20 protein-coding genes are annotated in these 20,189 nt (G+C 64.8%); 11 read left to right on the forward strand and 9 right to left on the reverse strand.

Annotation, left to right across the window (positions count from 1 at the left end; translation table 11 throughout):
• Positions 1-22 precede the first annotated feature (22 nt).
• Complete coding sequence (gene ahbD / locus V3572_RS08480) at positions 23-1,153, forward strand: heme b synthase (protein WP_332110553.1); 1,131 nt, start codon at positions 23-25, stop codon at positions 1,151-1,153.
• 233 nt (positions 1,154-1,386) lie between these two features.
• On the opposite strand, the gene V3572_RS08485 is transcribed toward ahbD, so the two are convergent.
• The 3 genes from V3572_RS08485 to V3572_RS08495 all read right to left on the reverse strand — a co-directional run bounded on the left by V3572_RS08485 (position 1,387) and on the right by V3572_RS08495 (position 4,406).
• Entirely contained in the window at positions 1,387-2,013 is a 627-nt protein-coding gene (locus tag V3572_RS08485; protein WP_332110554.1) for a peptidoglycan-binding protein, read from the reverse strand.
• A gap of 191 nt (positions 2,014-2,204) precedes the next feature.
• Complete coding sequence (locus tag V3572_RS08490; protein ID WP_332110555.1) at positions 2,205-3,467, reverse strand: amidohydrolase family protein; 1,263 nt, start codon at positions 3,465-3,467, stop codon at positions 2,205-2,207.
• 39 nt (positions 3,468-3,506) lie between these two features.
• On the reverse strand, positions 3,507-4,406 hold the full coding sequence (locus tag V3572_RS08495; RefSeq protein WP_332110556.1) for an alpha/beta hydrolase: 900 nt from the start codon (positions 4,404-4,406) through the stop codon (positions 3,507-3,509).
• 235 nt (positions 4,407-4,641) lie between these two features.
• Here V3572_RS08495 and V3572_RS08500 point away from each other — a divergent pair, with 235 nt between their 5' ends.
• From V3572_RS08500 to V3572_RS08510, 3 genes are read left to right on the forward strand one after another with little or no spacing between them, the layout of a single operon-like run.
• The gene (locus tag V3572_RS08500; protein ID WP_332110557.1) at positions 4,642-5,448 is read left to right on the forward strand and encodes a methyltransferase domain-containing protein; all 807 of its coding nucleotides are present in this window, start codon (positions 4,642-4,644) and stop codon (positions 5,446-5,448) included.
• Complete coding sequence (locus V3572_RS08505) at positions 5,445-6,158, forward strand: AzlC family ABC transporter permease (protein ID WP_332110558.1); 714 nt, start codon at positions 5,445-5,447, stop codon at positions 6,156-6,158. The genes V3572_RS08500 and V3572_RS08505 overlap by 4 nt, the downstream gene beginning before the upstream one ends.
• Positions 6,125-6,460, forward strand: coding sequence for an AzlD domain-containing protein (locus V3572_RS08510; RefSeq protein WP_332110559.1), 336 nt, complete (start codon positions 6,125-6,127; stop codon positions 6,458-6,460). The genes V3572_RS08505 and V3572_RS08510 overlap by 34 nt, the downstream gene beginning before the upstream one ends.
• Positions 6,461-6,476: 16 nt before the next feature.
• Here V3572_RS08510 and V3572_RS08515 read toward each other — a convergent pair whose 3' ends face one another.
• The 5 genes from V3572_RS08515 to V3572_RS08535 all read right to left on the reverse strand — a co-directional run bounded on the left by V3572_RS08515 (position 6,477) and on the right by V3572_RS08535 (position 15,612).
• Entirely contained in the window at positions 6,477-9,752 is a 3,276-nt protein-coding gene (locus V3572_RS08515; protein ID WP_332110560.1) for an ATP-binding protein, read from the reverse strand.
• Positions 9,753-9,763: 11 nt separating this feature from the next.
• Positions 9,764-10,972 carry an ABC transporter substrate-binding protein gene (locus V3572_RS08520; protein WP_332110561.1) on the reverse strand — a complete coding sequence of 403 codons (1,209 nt, stop codon included), beginning with the start codon at positions 10,970-10,972 and terminating at the stop codon, positions 9,764-9,766.
• Positions 10,950-12,197, reverse strand: a complete 1,248-nt coding sequence (locus V3572_RS08525; RefSeq protein ID WP_332110562.1) for an ABC transporter substrate-binding protein — start codon at positions 12,195-12,197, stop codon at positions 10,950-10,952. The genes V3572_RS08520 and V3572_RS08525 overlap by 23 nt, the downstream gene beginning before the upstream one ends.
• A 130-nt stretch (positions 12,198-12,327) precedes the next feature.
• Entirely contained in the window at positions 12,328-12,849 is a 522-nt protein-coding gene (locus tag V3572_RS08530) for a C40 family peptidase (protein ID WP_332110563.1), read from the reverse strand.
• 165 nt (positions 12,850-13,014) lie between these two features.
• On the reverse strand, positions 13,015-15,612 hold the full coding sequence (locus V3572_RS08535) for a sigma 54-interacting transcriptional regulator (protein ID WP_332110564.1): 2,598 nt from the start codon (positions 15,610-15,612) through the stop codon (positions 13,015-13,017).
• Between the two features lie 263 nt (positions 15,613-15,875).
• On the opposite strand from V3572_RS08535, the gene V3572_RS08540 reads away from it, so the two are divergent.
• The 7 genes from V3572_RS08540 (at position 15,876) to V3572_RS08570 (ending at position 19,821) form a co-directional block, all read left to right on the forward strand.
• Positions 15,876-16,295 carry a universal stress protein gene (locus V3572_RS08540; RefSeq protein WP_332110565.1) on the forward strand — a complete coding sequence of 140 codons (420 nt, stop codon included), beginning with the start codon at positions 15,876-15,878 and terminating at the stop codon, positions 16,293-16,295.
• Between the two features lie 35 nt (positions 16,296-16,330).
• Positions 16,331-16,627, forward strand: coding sequence for a DVU0150 family protein (locus tag V3572_RS08545; protein ID WP_332110566.1), 297 nt, complete (start codon positions 16,331-16,333; stop codon positions 16,625-16,627).
• A gap of 83 nt (positions 16,628-16,710) precedes the next feature.
• Positions 16,711-17,766, forward strand: coding sequence for a sulfite exporter TauE/SafE family protein (locus V3572_RS08550; RefSeq protein WP_332110567.1), 1,056 nt, complete (start codon positions 16,711-16,713; stop codon positions 17,764-17,766).
• Positions 17,767-17,812: 46 nt separating this feature from the next.
• Entirely contained in the window at positions 17,813-18,400 is a 588-nt protein-coding gene (locus tag V3572_RS08555; protein ID WP_332110568.1) for a DUF4881 domain-containing protein, read from the forward strand.
• A gap of 79 nt (positions 18,401-18,479) precedes the next feature.
• Positions 18,480-18,731: a hypothetical protein gene (locus V3572_RS08560; protein ID WP_332110569.1), complete on the forward strand. Its 252-nt coding sequence runs from the start codon at positions 18,480-18,482 to the stop codon at positions 18,729-18,731.
• Positions 18,732-18,787: 56 nt separating this feature from the next.
• A complete protein-coding gene (locus tag V3572_RS08565) occupies positions 18,788-19,549 on the forward strand; it encodes a hypothetical protein (protein WP_332110570.1) in 762 nt (253 codons plus the stop codon).
• A gap of 14 nt (positions 19,550-19,563) precedes the next feature.
• Positions 19,564-19,821 (forward strand): YcgL domain-containing protein, encoded by a 258-nt coding sequence (locus tag V3572_RS08570; protein WP_332110571.1) that lies wholly within the window; start codon positions 19,564-19,566, stop codon positions 19,819-19,821.
• 25 nt (positions 19,822-19,846) lie between these two features.
• On the opposite strand, the gene V3572_RS08575 is transcribed toward V3572_RS08570, so the two are convergent.
• The gene (locus tag V3572_RS08575) at positions 19,847-20,014 is read right to left on the reverse strand and encodes a hypothetical protein (protein ID WP_332110572.1); all 168 of its coding nucleotides are present in this window, start codon (positions 20,012-20,014) and stop codon (positions 19,847-19,849) included.
• Positions 20,015-20,189 lie beyond the last annotated feature (175 nt).

The following is a 20,189-nucleotide window of genomic DNA, read 5'->3' on the forward strand; positions in this document are numbered from 1 at the left end:
TCCCTGGCCGCCGGAGGCTCCCATGCATCCCTCTCAGCATCCCCACGCATCTTCTCCCCATTCTTCCTCCCCCCACGCTTCTTCCCCCTCCCCCACGGGCGCGCCGCCTTTGCGGCTGATCGCCTGGGAGGTGACCCGGGCCTGCAACCTGGCCTGCAAGCACTGTCGGGCCGAGGCCATGCCCGAGCCCTGGCCCGGGGAGTTGTCCACGGCCGAGGCCAAGGCCTTAATCGACACCTTCCCCGAGACCGGGTCGCCGATCATCATCTTCACCGGCGGCGAACCGCTGATGCGCGCCGACGTGTTCGAGCTGGTGCGCCATGCCGACTCCAGGGGCCTGCGCTGCGTCATGGCCCCCAACGGGACCATGATCACCCCGGAAAACGCCCGCGAGATGAAGGATTCCGGCATCCAGCGGTGCAGCATCTCCATCGACGCCCCGGAGGCCGCCGCCCATGACGCCTTTCGCGGCGTGCCCGGGGCCTTTGACAAGGCCATGCGCGGCATCGGCTACCTCAAGGACGCCGGGGTGGAGTTTCAGATCAACACCACCGTGACCAGAAGCAACCTGGCCAAGTTCAAGGACACCTTCAGGCTTGCCGAGGGCCTCGGCGCGGCGGCCTGGCACATCTTCCTGCTGGTGCCCACGGGCCGGGCGGCGCAGCTCGGAACCCAGGTGATCTCCGCCGAGGAATACGAAGAGGTGCTCAACTGGTTCTACGATTTTCGCAAGACCACCAGCATGCACTTGAAAGCCACCTGCGCGCCGCACTACTACCGGATCATGCGCCAGCGAGCCAAGGCCGAGGGCGTGGCCGTGACCCCCGACACCTTCGGCATGGACGCCATGACCAGGGGCTGCCTGGGCGGCACGGGATTCTGCTTCATCTCCGCCGTGGGCCAGGTGCAGCCCTGCGGTTACCTGGAATTGGACTGCGGCAACGTGAAAACCACGCCGTTCCCCGAAATCTGGCGCACATCCAAGCCTTTCCTGCAGTTCCGCGACAAGGCGGCCTACGAAGGCAAATGCGGCGTCTGCGAATATCACCGGGTCTGCGGCGGCTGCCGGGCCCGGGCCTTCACCATGTCCGGCAACTACATGGCCCCCGAACCCCTGTGCAGCTACGAACCGGCCAAGGCCGCCCGGCCGTAGTCGGCGAAGCCGGGGCTGCCGCCCCGAACCCCGCCCGGGGGAAATCATTTCCCCCGGACCCCCTGATATCGTTGGCGTTTTCGGAACAGCGAAGCTGTTCCGGAAACGCCAACGAAAATCAGGCTGGCCGGAGAACAGGAGTTCTCTCGTACGCGGACGCGAAGCGCGCCGAAGTTTTTTGAAGGGGGGTCCAGGGGGAAACTTTTTTTCAAAAAAGTTTCCCCCTGGTGCTTCTATACCTCTCCCCGCGCCATCAGTTCCTTGAGCAGGACCGCCGCGCCGCATTGCTTGGAGACGGCCGTGGCTGACCATGCGCCGTCGGCCACGTATTTCCCGCTCGTGTAGTGGTTGGAGAAGCTCCACAGGTAGGGCGAGGGCGTCCGGGGATGGTGCAGGCGGTAGCCGAAGCCGTTGTAACGCTCGAACTGGTAGAGCATGCCGGGCAGGGACCAGTCCGTGCCCGGCCCCAGTTTTTTCATGGCCAGGGCGTCGGCGGCGCTGTGTTCCCAGGTGAAGGGCGGCTGTCCCTGGCGGGGGCGTCCGGTTGGGGCGCGGGTGGTGCGGGCCGTGAGCGGGTCGCCGTTGTGCAGGTGGCGGTCGAAGCGGCCGGAGCACTCCATGGTGTGGATGATGGCGAGGAAATGCCAGGGGATGCCCAGGTCGCGCCCCAGGGCGGCATAGCGGTCGCGGTGTTGGAGAAGGCCGACGGCGGCGGCCGTCACCTGTGCGGCGTGGCGGGGTGGGACGGTGCAGGCCTGAAACAGGGCGGCGTATTCGGTGGCAAGGGCGGGCGTCAGGGGTACGGCGGCCATGGTGCGGACCTCCAGGCTGGGATTGTCCCCCAAGCGGGGTAATCCCATGACGCCATGTCCGCCGGACGAGCGCCACCCGGAGCGTGTCCGGATCCTCAAGGCCCGGGGCGCGCGTCAAGTCCCCGGCCAGGACCGCGATCAGGGAGGTTGCGTGGTGGTGGAAGTCGATTTCCATGGGCTGTCCCGGAACCTGGGTCGTGTTTTTGCGCCAGGCGTGCGGCGGTGTCCGGGCCGCAGGCTCATGGCTGTCCCGGCCGGGCGGGCTGGTTGGCGAATGCCGCCGCCAGCCATTGGGCCATCGGTGAGCCGACTTCCCATTGGGGCGCGCCGCGCATGCGGCGCAGAAACGCGACGTGACGTTCCATGTTTGGGGCCATCTTGCCGTTGTCGCCGGGAAAGCCGAGGAAACGGCGGGGATTGGCCTCGGCGATGATTGGGAAATCAGGACCGAGTTCGTATTTGAACATGTCCCAGTATTCCGAATTGCTGCGGGACAGATAGATCATGTAGTAGTCCGTGCCCCACAGGATGTTTCGGGACAGGGCCTTGTCGTCCAGATAGCCCTTGAGCCGGTCGAAATAGGCCCGGCGCACGGCGGCCCGGCCCAGGGGTTCGTCCTGGTAGGACACGTCGCCGTAGACCCGGCCGCCCAGTTCCGGGTCTTTGACCATGCCAAGCAGCATGGTGCGCCACTTGTACGGTTCGCTTCCGGGGTCGGTGAAGATGTCCTCGTCGGCGAAATGGGCGAAATCCAGGCGGACGTTGGGATATTTGAGCAGAAGGGGCTTCCAGTCCCCGGGATAGCAGCGCAGGGCCGTGGCCGGGGAGGCCGCGAATCCGCCGCTGTTGGCGTGCATGACGATGGGGGCCTGGGTGTCGTTGCACAGGGAGAACAGGTCGTCCATGCCGGGGGCGGTGGGCCCATGCTCGGCCAGGGACGGATAGAGCTTCACGCCCAGGCAGGCCCCGCTTGTCAGGGCGGCTTCCACGATCTCCAGACCGTTTTCCCCTGCCGGGCGGCCCGTCCGGTTGGGATTGAAGGCCACGAAGGGCAAGACCCGTCCGGGGTGGCGCAGGGCCTGTTCCACGGTCTGGCGGTACTGGTCGTGGAACAGGGCGTCGTCTGTGGATTCTTTTGTGGAAATCACGTCCATCATAAGCGCCGTGACCACGGCGTCGTCCGTTTGGTCGTCCAAGAGATCGCGGGTCTTGGCCAGCAGGTCGTCGGTCACGGCGGCGATGTCCGGCAGAAATCCCAGGCGCAGAAATTCCCAGAGGTACAGGCCGCCGCGCCGCCGGGTGTTGATCATGTCGTAGAGTTCGCCCAGGGCCTCCCGGTTGTCGGTGGTCCGGTCCAGCCGTTTGTCGATGTAGTTGACGATGACCTCGGCAAAGGGCTTGGACAGGCCGCCCCGATTCAGGCGGGCCGCCAAAATGGCCTTGGCGGCATCGGTCAGGAAGGTCTTGAAATTGAAGACATGGCAATGGGCGTTGATGCGCATGGCTGCCCTCCGGATGGATGTGCGTGTCCGGGCCTGGGATCAGCCCCGGCCCGGGGGCGTGAACGTGCCGTTTTGCACGGCGGTCAGGAAGTCGCGGATAAAGGGCCAGTAGTCGGGGTTGTCCAGGATGGAGTTGTGCCCCCCGGCCAGCCGTCGGAAATCCTTGGGACCGGCCCACACGGCGGCCAGGGCCGTGGCGTGGGACTCGGGGATGAGGGTGTCGTTCGTCGCCGTGATAAAAAGGGTGGGGGCCGTGATCTTGGCCGCGTCGGATGACACGTCGAAGGGTTGGCGCAACAGCAGTTTCACGGGCAAAAGGGGATGCGCAGCCTGCCCCACGGACAGGATGCTGTCGTAGGGCGTCACCAGCACCACGGCCTCGACCGGACGTCGGGCGGCCACATGGGCGGCCATGCCGGTGCCGATGCTGCGGCCCATGACCGCGATGGGCGTGCCGGGAAAGCGGGTCGCCAGGGCGTCGTAGACGGCCAGGGCGTCGGCCTTGACGCGCGCCTCCGTGGCCCGGCCCGTGGACGCGCCGTAGCCCCGGTAGTTGACGGCGGCCAGGGTGAAGCGGGGCAGTTCGGTCGGGGACCACAGGAAAAACGAGGCCGCCTCCTCGGCGTTGCCTTGGAAATAGAGCAGGATCGGCGCGGCGACCTGGGTCGGCGACGTCCCTTCCCCGGTTGCCGGGTCATCGGAAGGGGCGGGCAGGGCGGGCAGGGTGCGGGGCAGCAGATAGCCCGCCAGCGTGTCCCCGTCCGGGGTGGTCAGGGTCACGTCCTGGAAGTCCGGGTGGTAGGCCCGAAGCTGGGACACAAGGGCCGGGTCGGTCTCCCGTCCCGGGAAAACCTGGGAGTCCTGCAAGACGTACATCAGGGCCGCATAGCCCGCGTAGGCCAGAAAAAGCGTGAAAAGGCCCACCGTCACGATCTTCATCTTCACTCTCTCCTCTCCCTTGCGCCAAAGGCGGCGTAGCCCACGATAGCCCGAAACGACCCCGGACGAAACCCCCGGGGCCGCCCCCGTCCGCCGGGGCGGGCCAGCCCGGGGCCAGCGGCGACGCGGCAGGAACGCTACGGGAGTTCGGTCATCGCCAGGGAATGTGCCCGGAATTTCTTGACAAACTCCGGATCGTGCCCATAACCCCCTTTTGTCCAGAAAAGGAGGACGCATGTCCGGGACCGGATACGTTCACGGCTACGGCAAGCGGGAGGCCGAACGCCTCCTGGACCAGGCTGGCGGCCTGGCCGGGCTCTTGCACCACGACACGGGCTATCCCCCGGGAACCACCGTCCTGGAGGCCGGATGCGGGGTGGGGGCCCAGACCGTGATCCTGGCGGAAAAAAGCCCGGGCGCGGAGATCTCCAGCGTGGACATCTCGCCTGATTCCCTGGCCCGGGCCGAGGCCGCCGTGACCGGGGCCGGATACCGCAACGTGCGGTTCCAGCAGGCCGACATCACCCGGCTGCCCTTTCCGGCCGAGTCCTTCGACCACGTCTTCGTGTGCTTTGTCCTGGAGCATCTGCCGGACCCCATGGCCGCCCTGACCGAGCTTCGGCGCGTGCTCAAGACCGGGGGGAGCATCACGGTCATCGAGGGCGATCACGGCTCCTGTTATTTCCATCCCGAGACCCCGGCGGCGCGGGCGGCCTGGAACGGTCTGGTCCGGGCCCAGGCCCTGCTCGGAGGGGATTCCTGCATCGGCAGGCGGGTCTATCCCCTGTTGGCCGAGGCGGGCTTTGGCGACGTGCATGTCTCGCCGCGCCTGGTCTATTCCGACGGGTCGCTGCCGGATTTGGCCGATTCCTTTGTGCGCAAGATCATCGTGCCCATGGTGGCCGGGGCGCGCCAGGCGGCCCTGCACGAGGGGCTGGCCGACGCCGCGACCTTCGACGCGGGCCTGGCCGACCTGTTGCGCACGGCCGAGCCGGACGGCGCCTTCAACTACACCTTTTTCAAGGGCACGGCCCGGAAATGAACCCGGCCAAGGCCCACCCGGCAGGAAGCTTCCTGTGGCGCGCGGCCTGCCGGGTGGCGCCGGTGGTGCTGGGCTATGTGCCCGTGGGGTTCGCCTATGGGGTTCTGGCCAAAAACGCCGGGCTCTCCACGCAAAACATCCTGTCCATGTCCGTTTTGGTCTTTGCTGGATCGGCGCAATTCATCGCCGTGGGGCTTTTGGCCGCCGGGGCGTCCATGGCCGGGATCGTCCTGACCACCTTCGTGGTCAATCTGCGCCATCTGCTGTTTGCGGCCGCCCTGTCGCCGTCGCTTGGGACGTGGCGCAGGCGCGATCTGTCCCTTCTGGCCTTCGAACTGACGGATGAGACCTTCGCCCTGCATGCCGGGGCCCTGCGCGAGGGGCCGCTCTCCCGGGCCGAGACCCTGGCCGTGGGGGTCATGGCCCAGGCGGCCTGGGTGCTGGGATCATTTCTGGGGGCCGTGGCCGGGGCCGAGATTGGCGACGTGCGGCCCATCGCCCTGGATTTCGCCCTGCCGGCCATGTTCATCGCCCTTTTGGCGGGGCAGGTGAAGACCCGAACCCATCTGGCCGTGGCCCTTTTTTCCGGAATCCTGTCCACGGCCCTGGCCCTTTTCGGCGTGGACCGTTTCGGCGTCCTGGCCGCCACCCTGGCCGGGGCCGCCCTGGGAACCCTATGGCGATCCTCGATCAGACCGACGTCTTCCTGACCATCCTGTGCATGGCCCTGGCCACCTACCTGCCCCGGGCCGCACCCCTGGTCTTTTTATCCGGCCGCACCCTGCCGCCGCTTGTGGTGCGGTTTTTGGGGTTTGTCCCGGCGGCGGTGCTGGCGGCGTTGCTCTTCCCGTCCATCTTCGCCCCCCGGGGGGGGCTAGATCTTTCCCCGGGCAATGTTTTTTTTCTCGGCAGCCTCCCGGCCGCGCTGGTCGCCTGGCGCACGGGCAGTTTCTTCGGGGCCGTGGCCGCAGGCATGGGCACGGTGGCCGCCCTGCGGTATTTCGGGGGATAGGGACGGGGCGTCCCGGTCAGGCCTCGCCTTCCGTGGAACATGGGGCGGCGGCGACATCCCGGGGGCCGGTCATCTCCTGCCAGGCGGCCATGACCTTGGCCGCCTCCCGGTCCAACTCGCCAAGGGCCTCCCCGGCCCTGGCCGCATCCCCGGCCCTGGCCGCCTCCTCAAGGCGTGCGGCGGCCTCGCGGCAGGACAGGGCCCCCATGGCGGCCGTGGCGCTTTTAAGGGTGTGGGCCGTGCGGGCCAGGCCTTCCAGATTCCCTTCCACCAGGGCCGCCCTGGCCGTGGCCAGACCAAGAACGGTCTCCTTGGCCCCCACCGTCAGGATCAGGCGGTATTCCTCGTCGCCGATGCCCATGCGCCGGGTGGCGTAGGCCTTGTCCAAAACGGGCGGGGCGATGTGGTCGTCTGCGGCTGTGGGGTGCGTTGCGGCCTCATCCTGGCCGTCCAGGGGAGGGGGCGATTCCCAGAAGGTGCGCCGGGGCTCGGCCACCCGATGCAGGGCCCGGGCCAGTTCCGCCTGGGAGACGGGCTTGGTCAGAAAGCCGTCCATGCCCGCCTGGATGCATTCCTGGCGGATCTCGGACAGGGCGTGGGCGGTCATGGCCAGGATGGGAACCTCCGGCCTTTTGATCCGAACCTGTCCCTGACCGCCCCGACGGATGCGCCGCGTGGCCTCCAGGCCGTCGAGGTCCGGCATCTCGATGTCCATGAGTACGGCGTCGAAGTCCTCCCGGGCCAGGGCCGAAAAGGCCTTTTCGGCATCAGCGGCATGCAGGGTGTCGTGCCCCAGGCGGGACAGCATGAGCATGGCCACCCGGGCGTTTAGGGCATTGTCCTCGACCAGGAGGATCCGCAGGGGGCGGGTGTCGGGCAGGGCCTGCTGCGTTTCGTCGGCGTCCTGGGCCAGATCGGGATTGCCGGTCTGGAAAACGATGCTGAACGTAAACCGGCTGCCCTCCCCGAGCCGGGAGCGGACCGAGATATTGCCGCCCATGAGCTCCACGATCTGCCGCGAGATGGACAGCCCAAGCCCGGTCCCGCCGTAGGTGCGGGTGATGGAGGTGGTGGCCTGGGTGAATTTCTGGAAAATGCCCTCCAACTTGTCTTCGGGGATGCCGATGCCCGTGTCGGAGACGGCAAAACAGAGCTGCACCCGGTCGTCGTCGCCTGGGGGCATGGACACCCGGCCCACCTCGATGCGCACCTCGCCGGCCGGGGTGAACTTCACGGCGTTTCCGGCCAGATTGAAAATCACCTGGCGCAGCCGCACGGGATCTCCGCGCAGATACCCCGGCACATCCGGGGTCACGGTCAGGGTCAGGCCCAGCCCCTTGCGGGCGGCCTCGGCGGCCAGGGCCCGGCGCAGGCCCTCCAATATCCGGCGCAGATCGAAGTCGATATGCTCCAGGGTCAGCCTTCCGGCCTCGATCTTGGAGACGTCGAGGATGTCGTTGAGCACGGCCAACAGATGCCTGGCCGAGTCTTTGACCACGCCCAGGTAGTCGCGTTGCTCGGGGGTCAGGGTGGTGGCCAGGGCCGCCTCGGTCATGCCCGCCACGGCGTTGAGGGGGGTTCTGATCTCGTGGCTCATGGCCGCCAGAAAATGGCTCTTGGCCCTGGTTCCGGCCTCGGCGGCGTCCTTGGCCGCGCGCAGGTTGTCCTCCAGGAGCTTTTGGCGGCTGATGTCGTCGAAGGCGAAGATCACCTCCTGCATCGGGCGCCGGGGGTCCAGGGGCTTGGCGTAGATGCGCACCCAGCCGGCGCCGCCGTCTTTGAGGCGGACATCCTCTTCGCTTCGGTAGGCCCCGTCGCAGCGCAACGCGTGTTGATAGCGGGCCTCGAACTCCGCACCGCCCACGGCGGATGTATAAATATCGGAGAGGCGCCTTCCGGTCAGTTCCTCGGGGAGATAGCCCAGGATCTCCGCCCCCCGGCGGTTGATCTTGCGGCACACGCCGTTTTGGATGAGCGCAATGCCCACCAGGGTGTTCTCCACGATGGCCTCGAGTTCGGATACGGCGTCGCGCAGATGCTTTTCGGCCAGGGTGCGTACGGTCACGTCCAGATAGGTGTACAGGCGCCCGCACACCCGCCCGCCCATGCGGTAGGTTCTGGCCCGGCGCTCCAGCAGCCTGCCGTCGGCCATCTCCACCACATCCACGGCCTCCAGGGTCAGATTGTCGAGCAACTCGTTGATGCGGGAGGAAAAGGCCGCCGGGTCTTTGGCCTGGTCGGCGGTGGCGGCCAGACGGGCCTCGGGGGTGGGCAGCAGGGACCAGTCGCGGGAAAGGCCGAAAAGTTCGAGGAACCGGTGATTGACGGCCACGATGTCCCGGTTGGTGTCCACCACCAGGATGCCCTCGGCCGTGGACTCGATGGTGGCCGTGAGCAGATCGAGCAGACGGGCGCTTTCGGCCCGGGCCCGTTCCCGCTCCAGGATCTCGTCGGTGAGCCGGGCGTTGGCCGATTCCAGATCTGTGGTGCGCTGGCGGACCTTGGCCTCCAGGGTCCGGTTGGCCTCCTCGATCTGTTTGCTTCCGGCCTCGATGCGTGCGGCGTTTTCCTTAAGCGTCAGGGACATGGCGTTGAAGGCCCCGGCCATGCCGCCGATTTCGTCGCCGGTGTCCAATTCCACGGTTTCGCCGGGATGTCCCCCCCGTACCCGTTCCATGGCCCCGCGCAACAGGTTCACCGGCCCAAGCACCGCCCGGCGCAGCAGCCCGTGCAGAAGCCCCAGCATGACCACGAGGTTGACGGCCAGGGCCGCAATGAAAAGCATGACCATGATCCGTCCCTGGCGGTCCAGGTTCTCCGGGGAATAGGCAATGCGCACGTAGCCCACATCCTCGCCGATCATGGAAATGGCCTCGGCATAGCACAGGACGCGATTGCCGCCGATCACGGCGTTGAAAAACCGCGGCCCGGCGGCCAGCCTGGCCCGGTCCTGCGGCGATAAGGGCTCGCCGGTCTCCTGCCCGGCTAGGCCGAAGACCGACCCGTCCGGGAGATAGACGGCCGCGCCGCGTACGTCCCGGACCTTGATCATCTCCCTCAGGGTGGCGGCCACGGCCCGATCCTGGCGGGCGAAGATCTCGTTGGCCAGGGATTCGTAGCGCTGGGCCACCACGCTTTGCAGCAGAACCTGGATATGGTCCAGGGCGACCTGGCGCCTGTTCGCGGCGTGGAAGGATATAAAAAATCCCGAGATCACGGCCACCACCGTAAACGTAAGCAGGATGGCCAGATTGATCTTGGAGCGCAGGGGCAAGGCGAAGAGTTGGGGCATGGGCGGCGGCCTCACCGGAACGAGGTGAAAAAGATGGTCCGACCGTTTTCGAAACGCAGGATGCTGACCTCCTTGCCCATGGGGTTGCGGTCGGCGTCGAAGGTGATGGTCCCTGTGCCGCCGGGGAAATCCCGTGTCTTTTCCAAGGCCCCCCGGATTGCGTTGCGGTCCAGGCTGCCCGCCCGGCGGATGGCGTCGGCCAGCACCATGACCGCGTCGTAGGCCAAAATGGCGTCGGGTTGGACCAAAGCGAGGCCGTGGGCCTTCAGGTAGGCCTGGGCGATGTCCTTCCCGGCGGCGACGGGGGCGTCCGGATGCCAATGGGTGGTATAAAAGTGTCCGTTGACGGCCCCTCTCCCGGTTTCGATCATGGTCGGCCCCCATCCGTCGCCCCCCAGGAAGGGGACGGTGATGCCCATGGATGCGGCCTGGCGCACGATGTGCCCGGACTCCATGGCGTAGCTTGGCAAAAAGACCACATCCGGAGTTGCTGCGGCGACCGTCGCAAGCTCGCCGGAATAGTCCGTGTCGTTGGATTTGAAGCTCTGCTCGCAGACGATCCGGCCTCCAGCGGCGGTGAACGCCTGGGAAAAGGTCTCGGCCAGACCCTGGCTGTAGGAGCTTCCGACATTGACCAGGACGGCGGCGGTCGCGGCGGACAGCCCGAACCGGGCGAAGCGGGCCAGCAGTTCGCCCTGTTGGTCGTCGGTGTAGCAGACGCGGAAGATCCATTCGCCGGTTCGGGTCACGCCCGGGTGGGTGGCGATGGAGGTGACAAACGGCGTCCGGGCCTGCTGACAGACCTCGGCCATGGCCGTGGCCATGCCGCTCCATGGGCCGCCGACAACGGCCGACACGCCTGCCTCGACCGCCTGGAGGGCGGCGTGGCGGGCGCCCAGCGGCGTGCTGAGGTTGTCGAAGGCGACAAGCTCCACCCGGCGTCCCAAAAGCCCGCCCGAGGCGTTGATGGCCTCCACGGCCAGGGCCGCGCCGCGAAAATCCTGTTTGGCCGTGCCCACGGAGGCCTCGCCGGACTCGGCGTAGATGGCCGCGATGCGCACGGGGTCTTGGGCGGACTCGGCAAGGCGCGGACAGTCCAATCCCGGTCCGAGCGCCGTCACAAGGCAAAGGACCACAAGCCACGGCAGGCGGCGGTCCAGGGCGGCGCGGGCCGCACGCCCCCTGGCTGCGGGCTGTTTACTCCTGCGCATGCGGGACATGTGGCGACGCCTCCGGGATGACGGTTCGCAGCAGGCTGGCCTTGCCGTTTTGGATTTTCATGATGTGGACGCTTTTTTTGATGGTTCCCTCCGGGACGAAGGTCAACACGCCCGTGACACCTTGGACGTCGCGCATGTTCGCGAGGGCCAGGGCCAGGGCCTGGGGCTGTGCGTGGCCGACGGTCATGGCGGCCAGGGCCGCCATGTGTACAGCATCGTAGGCCAGGGCCGATCCGGCCACGGGCTGGCGTCCGAACCGGGCGGCGTAGGCCGTGGAGAATCGGCGCGAAATTTCGTCGGTCATGAATGCGGCCCAATGATCCGTATAATAGCCCCGTCTGGGCAACTCGCCCCTGAGATTTTCGAACTGCGAACTCCCCCATCCGTCCCCGGCCAGGGGGATGGCGCCCAGTCCCTCCCCGTGCATCTGCTTGATCATGATGGAGGCGTCCAGCCAGTAGCCGGGCATGAACAGCACGTCGGCCTTGGCCCGCGCCGCCTGCTTCACCACCTCGTCAAAATGGCGCTGCTGCATTTTGTATTCGATTTCGGCCATCACCCGTCCACCCAGGTCGAGGAACCGCTTCCGAAAGGCGTCGGCCATGGCCAATGCATAGGCGCTGGTCACGTCCGTGAGGATGACCGCCGTGGCGGCGGCAAGATCCCGGCGGGCGAAGGTTGCCATGACGTCGGCCTGGTCGTTGTCGTCGAAGCAGATCCGAAACACCTTGTCGCCGACGGCCGTAATGCCCGGATGGGTGGCGATGACCGAGATGATGGGGATGCCCGCCCCCTGGGCGACCTTGGCGGCCTCCAGGGCCTGGGAGCTGTAGGACGGGGCGAGCAGGATGGCGGCGCCGGCGGCGATGGCCTGCTTGGTGGCGGATTTGGCCATAATCGGCGTGCCCCGGGTGTCGTGGGCGGTCATGACGATGTGCAGACCGCCTGGCGCGGCGGCGTTGATCTCCTCCACGGCCAGAAGCGCCCCGTCCCAGATGTCCGAATCGTCGGGCGCGCCGGGTCCGGTCAGGCCGATGACGAAGCCGATGGGCAGGGTGATGTCGGCCAAGCCCGGGACGGGGAAGGCGAGGGGTGTCGCCCACAGGAGCAGGAAGAAGGCGGCGACATGCCGCCACAAGGGAAAAATCGCGCCGGATGCCCGCCGGAGGGCGCCGTGGCGCGGCCCGATGCGTGGGGGGGGGAGGCCGGTGGGGGATGCATCCATGGCGTTCTCCATGGGGAATTCCCGGGGGGCGCGCCTCGTCCCTGCATCAGGCGGGACGATCCGGATTCTACGGAAAAACATACGCCCTTTTGGCCCGCAATGTCAAAACGGAAACGGGGGCGGGGGGTGGTCAGGGGATGACGCGCCGGGCCTTGGAAAAGACCGAGGTCCAGTAGGGATCGGACAGGCGGGCCTCGCGCACCCGCCCGCCGGAACTGGGGCTATGCACGAAATATCCCGGGGACGTGGCGATGCCCACATGCAACTCCGTGCGTTTAAACGAGGTGTTGAAAAACACCAGATCCCCCGGAAGCAGCTCCGAGGATCGCACCTGGCGGCCGGTCAGGCTCTGGTCGCTGACCGTTCTCGGCACGCGCAATCCGTTCTGGGCAAAGGCCCACTGCACAAGCCCAGAGCAGTCGAAGCCCTGTCCCGGGGTGTCGCCGCCGTAGCGGTAGCGGGCGCCGATCTGGGAGCGGGCCGTGTCCGCGACCCTGGCCCCGAGAGAGTCCCCAAGGGATTTTTGCCCGGGCGTCGACGAAAAAAAGGCGCACCCCGGGGAGCAAAGCGTTGCGACAAGCGCCAGGATGGCCGCAATCAGTCCGGGCCGTGTCGCAGCCTGCCCGAAAGGCCGGGGATAATCATGCCTCACGCCGCGTTCTCCTTGCAAACCGGTGTGATGGAAACCTGGAAAAGAACCAAAACCCCAGGACGTCCGTGATCCCGCCGAGATGGTTTTTGCGCTATTTTGGCGGATGTGTTGCGCCATATTTGCGCAATTCATCTTGCGGCGGCGGGAAAAAGCGGCTTGCGCATTTCACGTAAGCTCCGTGAGCCCCCGCGCCGGATGATAGCGGGTGGAGGGGCCCCGGCCGGATTTATGCAAAAAACCTTTTTCCACCAATTCCTTGAGATCATGCTGGGCGGTGCGATCCGGAACGTCCGATCCGGCCGCCTCCTGATAGTCCTGTCTGCTGATGGCTGCAAGGTGGGCCAGGGCGGCCAGGGCCTTGCGTTGTCTGGGGTTGAGCCCCGGTGCGGAGGAACTCGCCCCGGGAACCGGCTCCGGAGGCCGTCCGGCGCGGTGTGACGGGGTGGCCGGTCGCGGCTTCACGGCCTCCGGGGGGGGCGGGTCGGTTCTCCCGGCCGGGAAGGCGTCGTGCCTGCTGGTTGGCGCGTCTGCGGCGAAAACGCCGGGGGCGGCGGTCTCCTCCACATCATCGGGCAAAAGGCGCGGGCATTCGTCCCCGAACTTGATGTCCTCGGCGTAGATGACCTCGCGTTCGGCCAGGGCCACGGCCCTGGTCAGGCAGTTTTTGAGTTCTCGCACGTTTCCCGGCCAGTCGTGGCGCATGAGTTTTTCCAGGGCGCCCCGGCTTAAGTGGGCCTCGCCCTTGCCCGTGAATCCGGCGGCCTGGCGCAGGAAGTGTCCGGCCAGGAGGGGAATGTCCTCCATACGTTCGCGCAGGGGGGGGGTGGAAATGGTCAACACCTGGAGCCGGTAATACAGATCTTCCCGAAATTCGCCCTTTTGGACCTTCTCCTTCAGATTGACGTTGGTGGCCGCGATGACCCGGGCGTCGAAATCGATCTCCGCATCGCTGCCCAGGGGCCGGATGCGGCGCACGGACAGGGCGCGCAGCAGGGATTGCTGGACCTTGACCGAGGCGTTGCCGATTTCGTCCAGGTGCAGGGTGCCGCCGTCGGCGGCCAGAAAGGCCCCCTTGCGGTCGGACTTGGCCTCGGAGAAGGCGCCTTTGACGTGGCCGAAGATGGCGTCCATGAGCAGATTTTCATCCAGCGCGCCGCAGTTGATGGAGATGAAGGGCTTGCCGGATCTGGCGCTTTGCTTGTGGATGGCCTCGGCCGTCAGTTCCTTGCCCGTGCCCGTCTCACCCACCACCAGCACGTCGGCGTCGGCAGCGGCGGTCTTGGTGATCAGCGACAAGAGGGTGGAAATCGGGGGGCTGGCCCCCAAGATGTCGCCCGCCTTGGCGACCAGGGCGCTTCCGCCGTCCAGGCGCACGGTCTCCCTGGCCTGCACGGTGCGCAGGTATTCCTCTTTGCGCCGTATCTCCTGGTCCTTGGCGGAGAGCGAGGCGATCAGATCATTGATGGACCGTTTGAGCACCGAGGTCTCGTGGTCGCTTTCGGGGAGCTCCATGCGCCGCAGCCGTCCTTCGGCGTGCATGGCCGTGACCTCGGTGGCCAGCCGCAGGATGGGACGGGTGATGATCCGGCTCAGGAAATAAATGAGCAGCGAGACGGCCAGCATGGAGGCTACGCCGATGCCGAACATGACGTTGAACTGGCCGAATTCGGCGGCCCGGGGCAGCAGGCTGCGATCCACGTAGATGATGCCGCCGATCACCTCGCCGGGGTCGTTGGCCTTCACCGGGAAACGTACCGGGGCAAACCCGAGAAACTGTTCGCTGGCCACGGATTTGGAGTTGAAAAACGCCGCAAAGGCGCTGCCCAGCCCGGAGCGCCCGGCGCGAACCTCCTCCATCATCCGCCAGTATTCCTGGTGTTGCTGGGATGGCCGGAACCCGGTCTCGAAACCGGTGCGGCCCTGGTCCCCGGTGAGCCCGGACCTGGCCAACTCCACGGAGAGTTCCTTTTCCTGCTCATCCGCGTTTTCGGATTGAAAGAGAATCCAGCCCTTGTCGTCGAAATAAAAGCTGTAGCGGTTCTCGGCGGCCCGCGGGAATCCGTAGAGAGGCGATTTGGACGAGGTGAAAAGCGACAGGATGTTGCGCGCGGCATGGGCGTCCAGGGACAGGACCAGATAGCCGCGCAGGGCGCCGTCCGCGTTGACCACCGGGGTGATGAATCGAAAGACGCTCAGGCTCAGGTTGCCCACGCCCGGCAGGCTGACCGTGGGCGGGAAAAACAGGTCGATGGGGCCGCTTGGCAGGACGTCCCCGGGCCGCATCTCCCCGGCCCGCTTGGGAATGATCAGGGGGCTGTTTTTCATGAGCGCCGCCGATTCCACGGGGATGTCCGCGATCTCGCCCCGATTGCAGAGCAGATAGATCTGTTCCCGGGGGTCCACCCCGGCAAAGACCACCTCCCGATAGCGTCCGCCGTAGACCGAGTTGCGGCTTTTGAGGAACTCGGCCAGCGAGGCCTTGTCCAGGCGCCTTGTGGCCAGGATGGACAGCTCGTTGCGGCAGGTGGCGAACAGGGCTTCGATTTCGTGGGCCTGGGCCATGGTCAGGACGATGGCGTTACGCTCCAGGGCGATGGAGAAATAGTGGGTGAAAAGGAGATGGCTGGCATAGCCGGTGACCACCAGGATGCACACCACGGCCGGGATCATGGTCACCAGGAGTTTTTTTCTGATGCTCCAGTCGGAGAGAAAGGCCGAAGCCTGGGCGGCGGTTTCATTATCCTCATATCGCAGAAAGCGCATGGGGGGCGCCTCCTTTGGCGCGTTTTTCGAACTCCCCGGTATTTCGGGAGATGGCCGGTTTCACCGCGGGCGCGGTTTGCGCCAAGCCATGATCTTGTTGCGCAAGAACCGGCGTGATTGTCAAGCGGGATTTCTTTGGCGTTATTAAAAGTGAGTAAAATCAGCATTGTGAAAAAAGTGGCACGGAGGTTGCTTATGAAGGGGCAGCGTTTGTGATCCGCGCCAGCGGGTGGCGGGAAAAACTCATACAGGAGGGGCTTACGATGAAGATCATGGCGGCACTCGACCAATCCAAACACGCAGTGGGCATTTTGGAGAAAGCGGCGCAGCAGGCCAAGATGTGCGGCGGCGAACTGTCCATCCTGGTGGTGGCCGAGGATTTCATGGACATCGGCGACTATCTGGGCGAGTCGGCCAGCATTTCGGAGAAGTGCCTGGCCGCCGCGAAGGTCGCTGTGGCGGATTATGCGGCCAGGGCCAAGGCCCTGGGCATTGAGGCCAAGATACTTCTGGAGCAGGGCGTGTCCCCGGCCGACCTGATCGTCAAGGTGGCCGAGGACAATAAAATTGACCTTCTGGTGCTGGGCAGCCGGACCAAGAAGGGCCTGGACCGGTTCCTTATCGGCAGCGTGGCCTCCAAGGTGGTGGCGCATGCTCCGTGCTCGGTTTTGGTGGTGCGGTAGGCGTTTGGTTTGCAATCCCCAAGGAGGAGAGTTCCATGAAGGCATTGTGGAAAAAGATGATCGTGGCGGTGACGGCAATGTTCCTGCTCATGCCCATGGCTGCGTTCGCGGCCGGGGGCGGCGGCGCGGGCATCGTCATTGTGGCCGACACCCGCAAGTTGTCCGGCGTCATGGCCTGGTGGTCCAATCTGTACAACGAGAGCCACCTCTATTTCACGATCCTGACCATCATCATCATCCCCACCGTGGGCGTGATCTTCGGTGTGTTGGCGGACATCGTGATGCATTTCGTCGGCATCGACCTCAAGCACCGCGATCTGGCGGAGCACTAGGCCGATAGCCCGTCCTCCACTACGGCGCGGCCTGAAGCCAAACCAATTTGGAAACGAGAGAACAAGAGGAAAGGAGCAACAGAATGGACTGGTTATACATCCTCATGCCCATCTCGGGCGTGACCATATTCTGGCCGGGGCTTATTATCCTCGGCGTGGGCGTGGGCATCATCGGCGGCTTCTTCGGGATGGGCGGGGCGTGGATGGTCACGCCTGGCCTCAACATCCTGGGATTCCCCATGGCCTTCGCCATCGGCACGGACATCGCGCACATGGCTGGAAAATCGCTGATTTCCACCATGCGGCACGGCAAGTTCGGCAACGTGGACTACAAGCTCGGCATGATCATGCTTGTGGGCACAGTGGTCGGCTTCGAAGTCGGCGCCCAGATGATCATGTGGCTGGAACGGATAGGCAGCGTGGACAAGGTCGTCCGCTACATCTACCTCGTCCTTTTGGTCTTCATCGCCTGGATGGTCTTTCATGACGTGGCCAAGCGCCGAGCCAAGCAGCGCGCCGCCGCCGCCGCCGGACAGGAAGTGGACAAGCTGGCCACGGGCATCGAGTGGCATAAGACCCTGCACAAGATCAAGATCCCGCCCATGGTGCATTTGAACGTCGCGGGCATCTACTGCTCGGCCTGGCTGCCCATCTTCGTGTCGTTTTTGACTGGCTGGCTGGCCGGCATCCTGGGCATCGGCGGCGGGCTTATCCGCATGCCCGCCCTGATTTATCTCCTTGGCTGCCCGACCCACGTGGCCGTCGGCACCGACCTCTTTGAAGTCATGATCTCCGGTCTGTATGGCGCGGGCTCCTACACCTATAAGGGCCGCACCGAGCTCGTGGCGGCCATCATCATGCTGATCGGCGCCGCGATGGGCGCCCAGGTCGGCTCCGTGGCCACCAAGTACATCAAGGGCTACGGCATCCGCATCGCCTTCGGACTGGCGGTCATCGGCTGCATCATCTCCATCATCCTGAAGCTCATTCCCAACTACTATCCGGAAGCGAAGGCGGCCACGGACATCATGGCGACCTTCCTGATCAACGGTCTGGTAGTGGCCCTGTCGGCCTACATCACCATCAAGATGGTGCAGGGCGCCAAGCGGGAAATCGCGGCCAAGAAGGCCCGGGGCTAGCGGGACGGCGAAACGCGGATAACAAAGAAGCGACAAGGAGGAATCCATGAGACGCATGTGGTTGAACCTGCTCCTCGCCCTCCCGGTGATGTTCATCCTGGGCTGCGGAGAGTACGGCAAGGTGGATCAGGGACGGGTTGTGGCTTTCGACAAGGAAAAAAAGATGGTCACGATCATCCGTGACAAGAAGATAGACACGCGCAACCCGGACTATTCGTATCTGCCGCCTCTGACCTACAGCCTGCCCACGGATCCCAATGAAATGGGTCCCGAGCCCAAGGCTGGCGGACGGATGAAGCTGGACATGGAAAAGAGCGAGATCACCTTCTACGACGGGGCCATTCAGAACTTCGTGCATGTCCCGTTCAAGCTGATCGAGAAAAAGGACGGCGTGGGTCGCGCCGATCCCCTGGTCAAGGACAAGAAGCTGCCCGCCGTGGACAAGGACAAGAAGACTGTCACCATCTATTCCGGCCGCCAGAAGCTGTACGTGGTGGTGCAGGTGGGCGAGGAATTCATGAAGTACCCCGACGCCGAGTGGGATGCGGGCGACGAAGTGCGCATCTACTACAAGGAAGACGGCAAGGCCCTGCGTTTCATGAACATCAGCAAGACTGACATCTTCAAGAAGTAACCCTCCCTCGAATAGGTCCGCCCGGCCATAGTGGCCAGGCCGGGCGGACCACACACAGGGAAACAAAACGGAGGACGCCATGAGCGACGAAAACAAGCTTCCCGCACGCGAACTCAACACCAGGCAGAAAATCGCCGTGATCACAGTGGATGTCCTGATCCTCGCCGAGCTGTGCGTGGCCATGTATCTGGCCAATGCCAACCCCGACGTGTTTACCCCCACGTTCATGAAAAGCTTCTTTTCCATGCTTGTGCCCACCATGATCGCAGGGTATGTTTCCATGCGTCTTTTACGCGAAAAACAGCCCCAGGTGGAATCAGCACAATCATGAATGAGAAAACGGTTGAAACCCTGCGGAACGTTGCGAGCCGGATCGGTGGGCTCTGCATGGCCATCATCCTCTTGTGCGTCCTTGACGGACTGACCGCGCAACTGCGGCAGGAATTCAACACCTTCGATTTGATACCGGGAGAATCCATGGTGGTAAACGGCCCCATGCCCCCGGACACAGCAGAGATCAAAGACCTGATCATTGAAGGACCGCAGGAGACCATACAGTTTCGCCCCGAATCGACATACAAGGGGTTCTGGATGGGCGGATTCATGTGGAAGGGAGAGGCCACTGCGGCGGAAAACGCTGCAGCCGGAAAGTACACGGTGACCGTGCGCGGGGAAAAGGAGAAGAAACCTCACCCCTCGCTGACCTTCACTTTCCGGGTCTATCCCGATGCGCCAAGCAAGCGCGTCAACGCCGCCGCCTATGTCATGCGCTATGTGGGATTTCATCCGTACGCCGCCGCCGCCGGTCTTTTGCCGCTGGCGATACTGTGCGGATTAACGGTCTTTTTTCTTGCCAAAAAAATGGAGCGGGACATGGCCGCAAGAGGAAAAGCCGAAATATATATGATCAAGCGCTCCCCCGAGGGGCTCCAGATATCGTTCGGGCTGGGGAGGGATCACGGGGTTTTGCCGGGCGCTTTGGTATGCGTGCAAAACGAGGCCGGTCTGACCGTTGGCCGGGCCAAGGTCACGGGGAGCACGGAAACCGATTCCACCGCCGTCCTGACCGGCGACGGACAGGCCGAATTGGGCCATTTCGTCACCCAGGATTCCGTTGCGCCGCGCGACGACGCAACGGGCAAGGAATAGGCCTGGAGCACGCCATGCAGTTCGCCATTCACCAAAGCCGGAAAAATCCCACCACCTATCTGTTCTTGCGGGAGCGAGACGGGCTTGACGCCATTCCAGAAGGGATTCGGGAAGAACTGGGCAAGGTCAAGTTCTTGCGCATGTCACGGGGAAAAGAGGATGAAACGCCAGCCATCGCCTCGAAATACCAGGAGATCGTCCAGAATATCGGTTCCCGGGGCTACCACCTGATCATGTGGGCCTCCCAGGATTCGGGCAGGCGGGAAGAATAACCACGACGTCATGGGCGGCCCGGCCTCAGTCGCGTGTAAAGACCCCCACCAGATGATCCTCGGCCTCGGTCACGGCAAGCTTCCAGCCGGACACCGTGGCCACCTGATCTTCCAGGATCGCCAGAGCGTCTTTTTTCGTTAAAAACTCTAGCCTTTTACTTCGGGATAAGCGGAGATACCAACCTATCTCCATGCCAAGCCCTCAGCATTTGTCCCGCAGATCCAGGGTCAGGACGTCGTCTTCCATGTCCGCCTCACAGTTTGTCGAAGTAGATGAGCGTACCCATGACCACAAAGCCTACGGCCGCGACTTTTTTCATGATCATCGGGGAGATGTACTGGCAGATGAGGCTGGCGAACACCACGCC

Source organism: Desulfolutivibrio sp., from assembly GCF_036584575.1.
In the GTDB taxonomy this organism is placed as follows: Bacteria; Desulfobacterota; Desulfovibrionia; order Desulfovibrionales; family Desulfovibrionaceae; genus Desulfolutivibrio.

Bases quoted from the DNA above. Each gene is read 5' to 3' on its own strand.
- ahbD (WP_332110553.1), top strand. From the start codon at position 23: ATGCATCCCTCTCAGCATCCCCACGCATCTTCTCCCCATTCTTCCTCC.
- V3572_RS08485 (WP_332110554.1), bottom strand. From the start codon at position 2,013: ATGGGATTACCCCGCTTGGGGGACAATCCCAGCCTGGAGGTCCGCACC.
- V3572_RS08490 (WP_332110555.1), bottom strand. From the start codon at position 3,467: ATGCGCATCAACGCCCATTGCCATGTCTTCAATTTCAAGACCTTCCTG.
- V3572_RS08495 (WP_332110556.1), bottom strand. From the start codon at position 4,406: ATGAAGATCGTGACGGTGGGCCTTTTCACGCTTTTTCTGGCCTACGCG.
- V3572_RS08500 (WP_332110557.1), top strand. From the start codon at position 4,642: ATGTCCGGGACCGGATACGTTCACGGCTACGGCAAGCGGGAGGCCGAA.
- V3572_RS08505 (WP_332110558.1), top strand. From the start codon at position 5,445: ATGAACCCGGCCAAGGCCCACCCGGCAGGAAGCTTCCTGTGGCGCGCG.
- V3572_RS08510 (WP_332110559.1), top strand. From the start codon at position 6,125: ATGGCGATCCTCGATCAGACCGACGTCTTCCTGACCATCCTGTGCATG.
- V3572_RS08515 (WP_332110560.1), bottom strand. From the start codon at position 9,752: ATGCCCCAACTCTTCGCCTTGCCCCTGCGCTCCAAGATCAATCTGGCC.
- V3572_RS08520 (WP_332110561.1), bottom strand. From the start codon at position 10,972: ATGTCCCGCATGCGCAGGAGTAAACAGCCCGCAGCCAGGGGGCGTGCG.
- V3572_RS08525 (WP_332110562.1), bottom strand. From the start codon at position 12,197: ATGGATGCATCCCCCACCGGCCTCCCCCCCCCACGCATCGGGCCGCGC.
- V3572_RS08535 (WP_332110564.1), bottom strand. From the start codon at position 15,612: ATGCGCTTTCTGCGATATGAGGATAATGAAACCGCCGCCCAGGCTTCG.
- V3572_RS08540 (WP_332110565.1), top strand. From the start codon at position 15,876: ATGAAGATCATGGCGGCACTCGACCAATCCAAACACGCAGTGGGCATT.
- V3572_RS08545 (WP_332110566.1), top strand. From the start codon at position 16,331: ATGAAGGCATTGTGGAAAAAGATGATCGTGGCGGTGACGGCAATGTTC.
- V3572_RS08550 (WP_332110567.1), top strand. From the start codon at position 16,711: ATGGACTGGTTATACATCCTCATGCCCATCTCGGGCGTGACCATATTC.
- V3572_RS08555 (WP_332110568.1), top strand. From the start codon at position 17,813: ATGAGACGCATGTGGTTGAACCTGCTCCTCGCCCTCCCGGTGATGTTC.
- V3572_RS08560 (WP_332110569.1), top strand. From the start codon at position 18,480: ATGAGCGACGAAAACAAGCTTCCCGCACGCGAACTCAACACCAGGCAG.
- V3572_RS08565 (WP_332110570.1), top strand. From the start codon at position 18,788: ATGGCCATCATCCTCTTGTGCGTCCTTGACGGACTGACCGCGCAACTG.
- V3572_RS08570 (WP_332110571.1), top strand. From the start codon at position 19,564: ATGCAGTTCGCCATTCACCAAAGCCGGAAAAATCCCACCACCTATCTG.
- V3572_RS08575 (WP_332110572.1), bottom strand. From the start codon at position 20,014: ATGGAGATAGGTTGGTATCTCCGCTTATCCCGAAGTAAAAGGCTAGAG.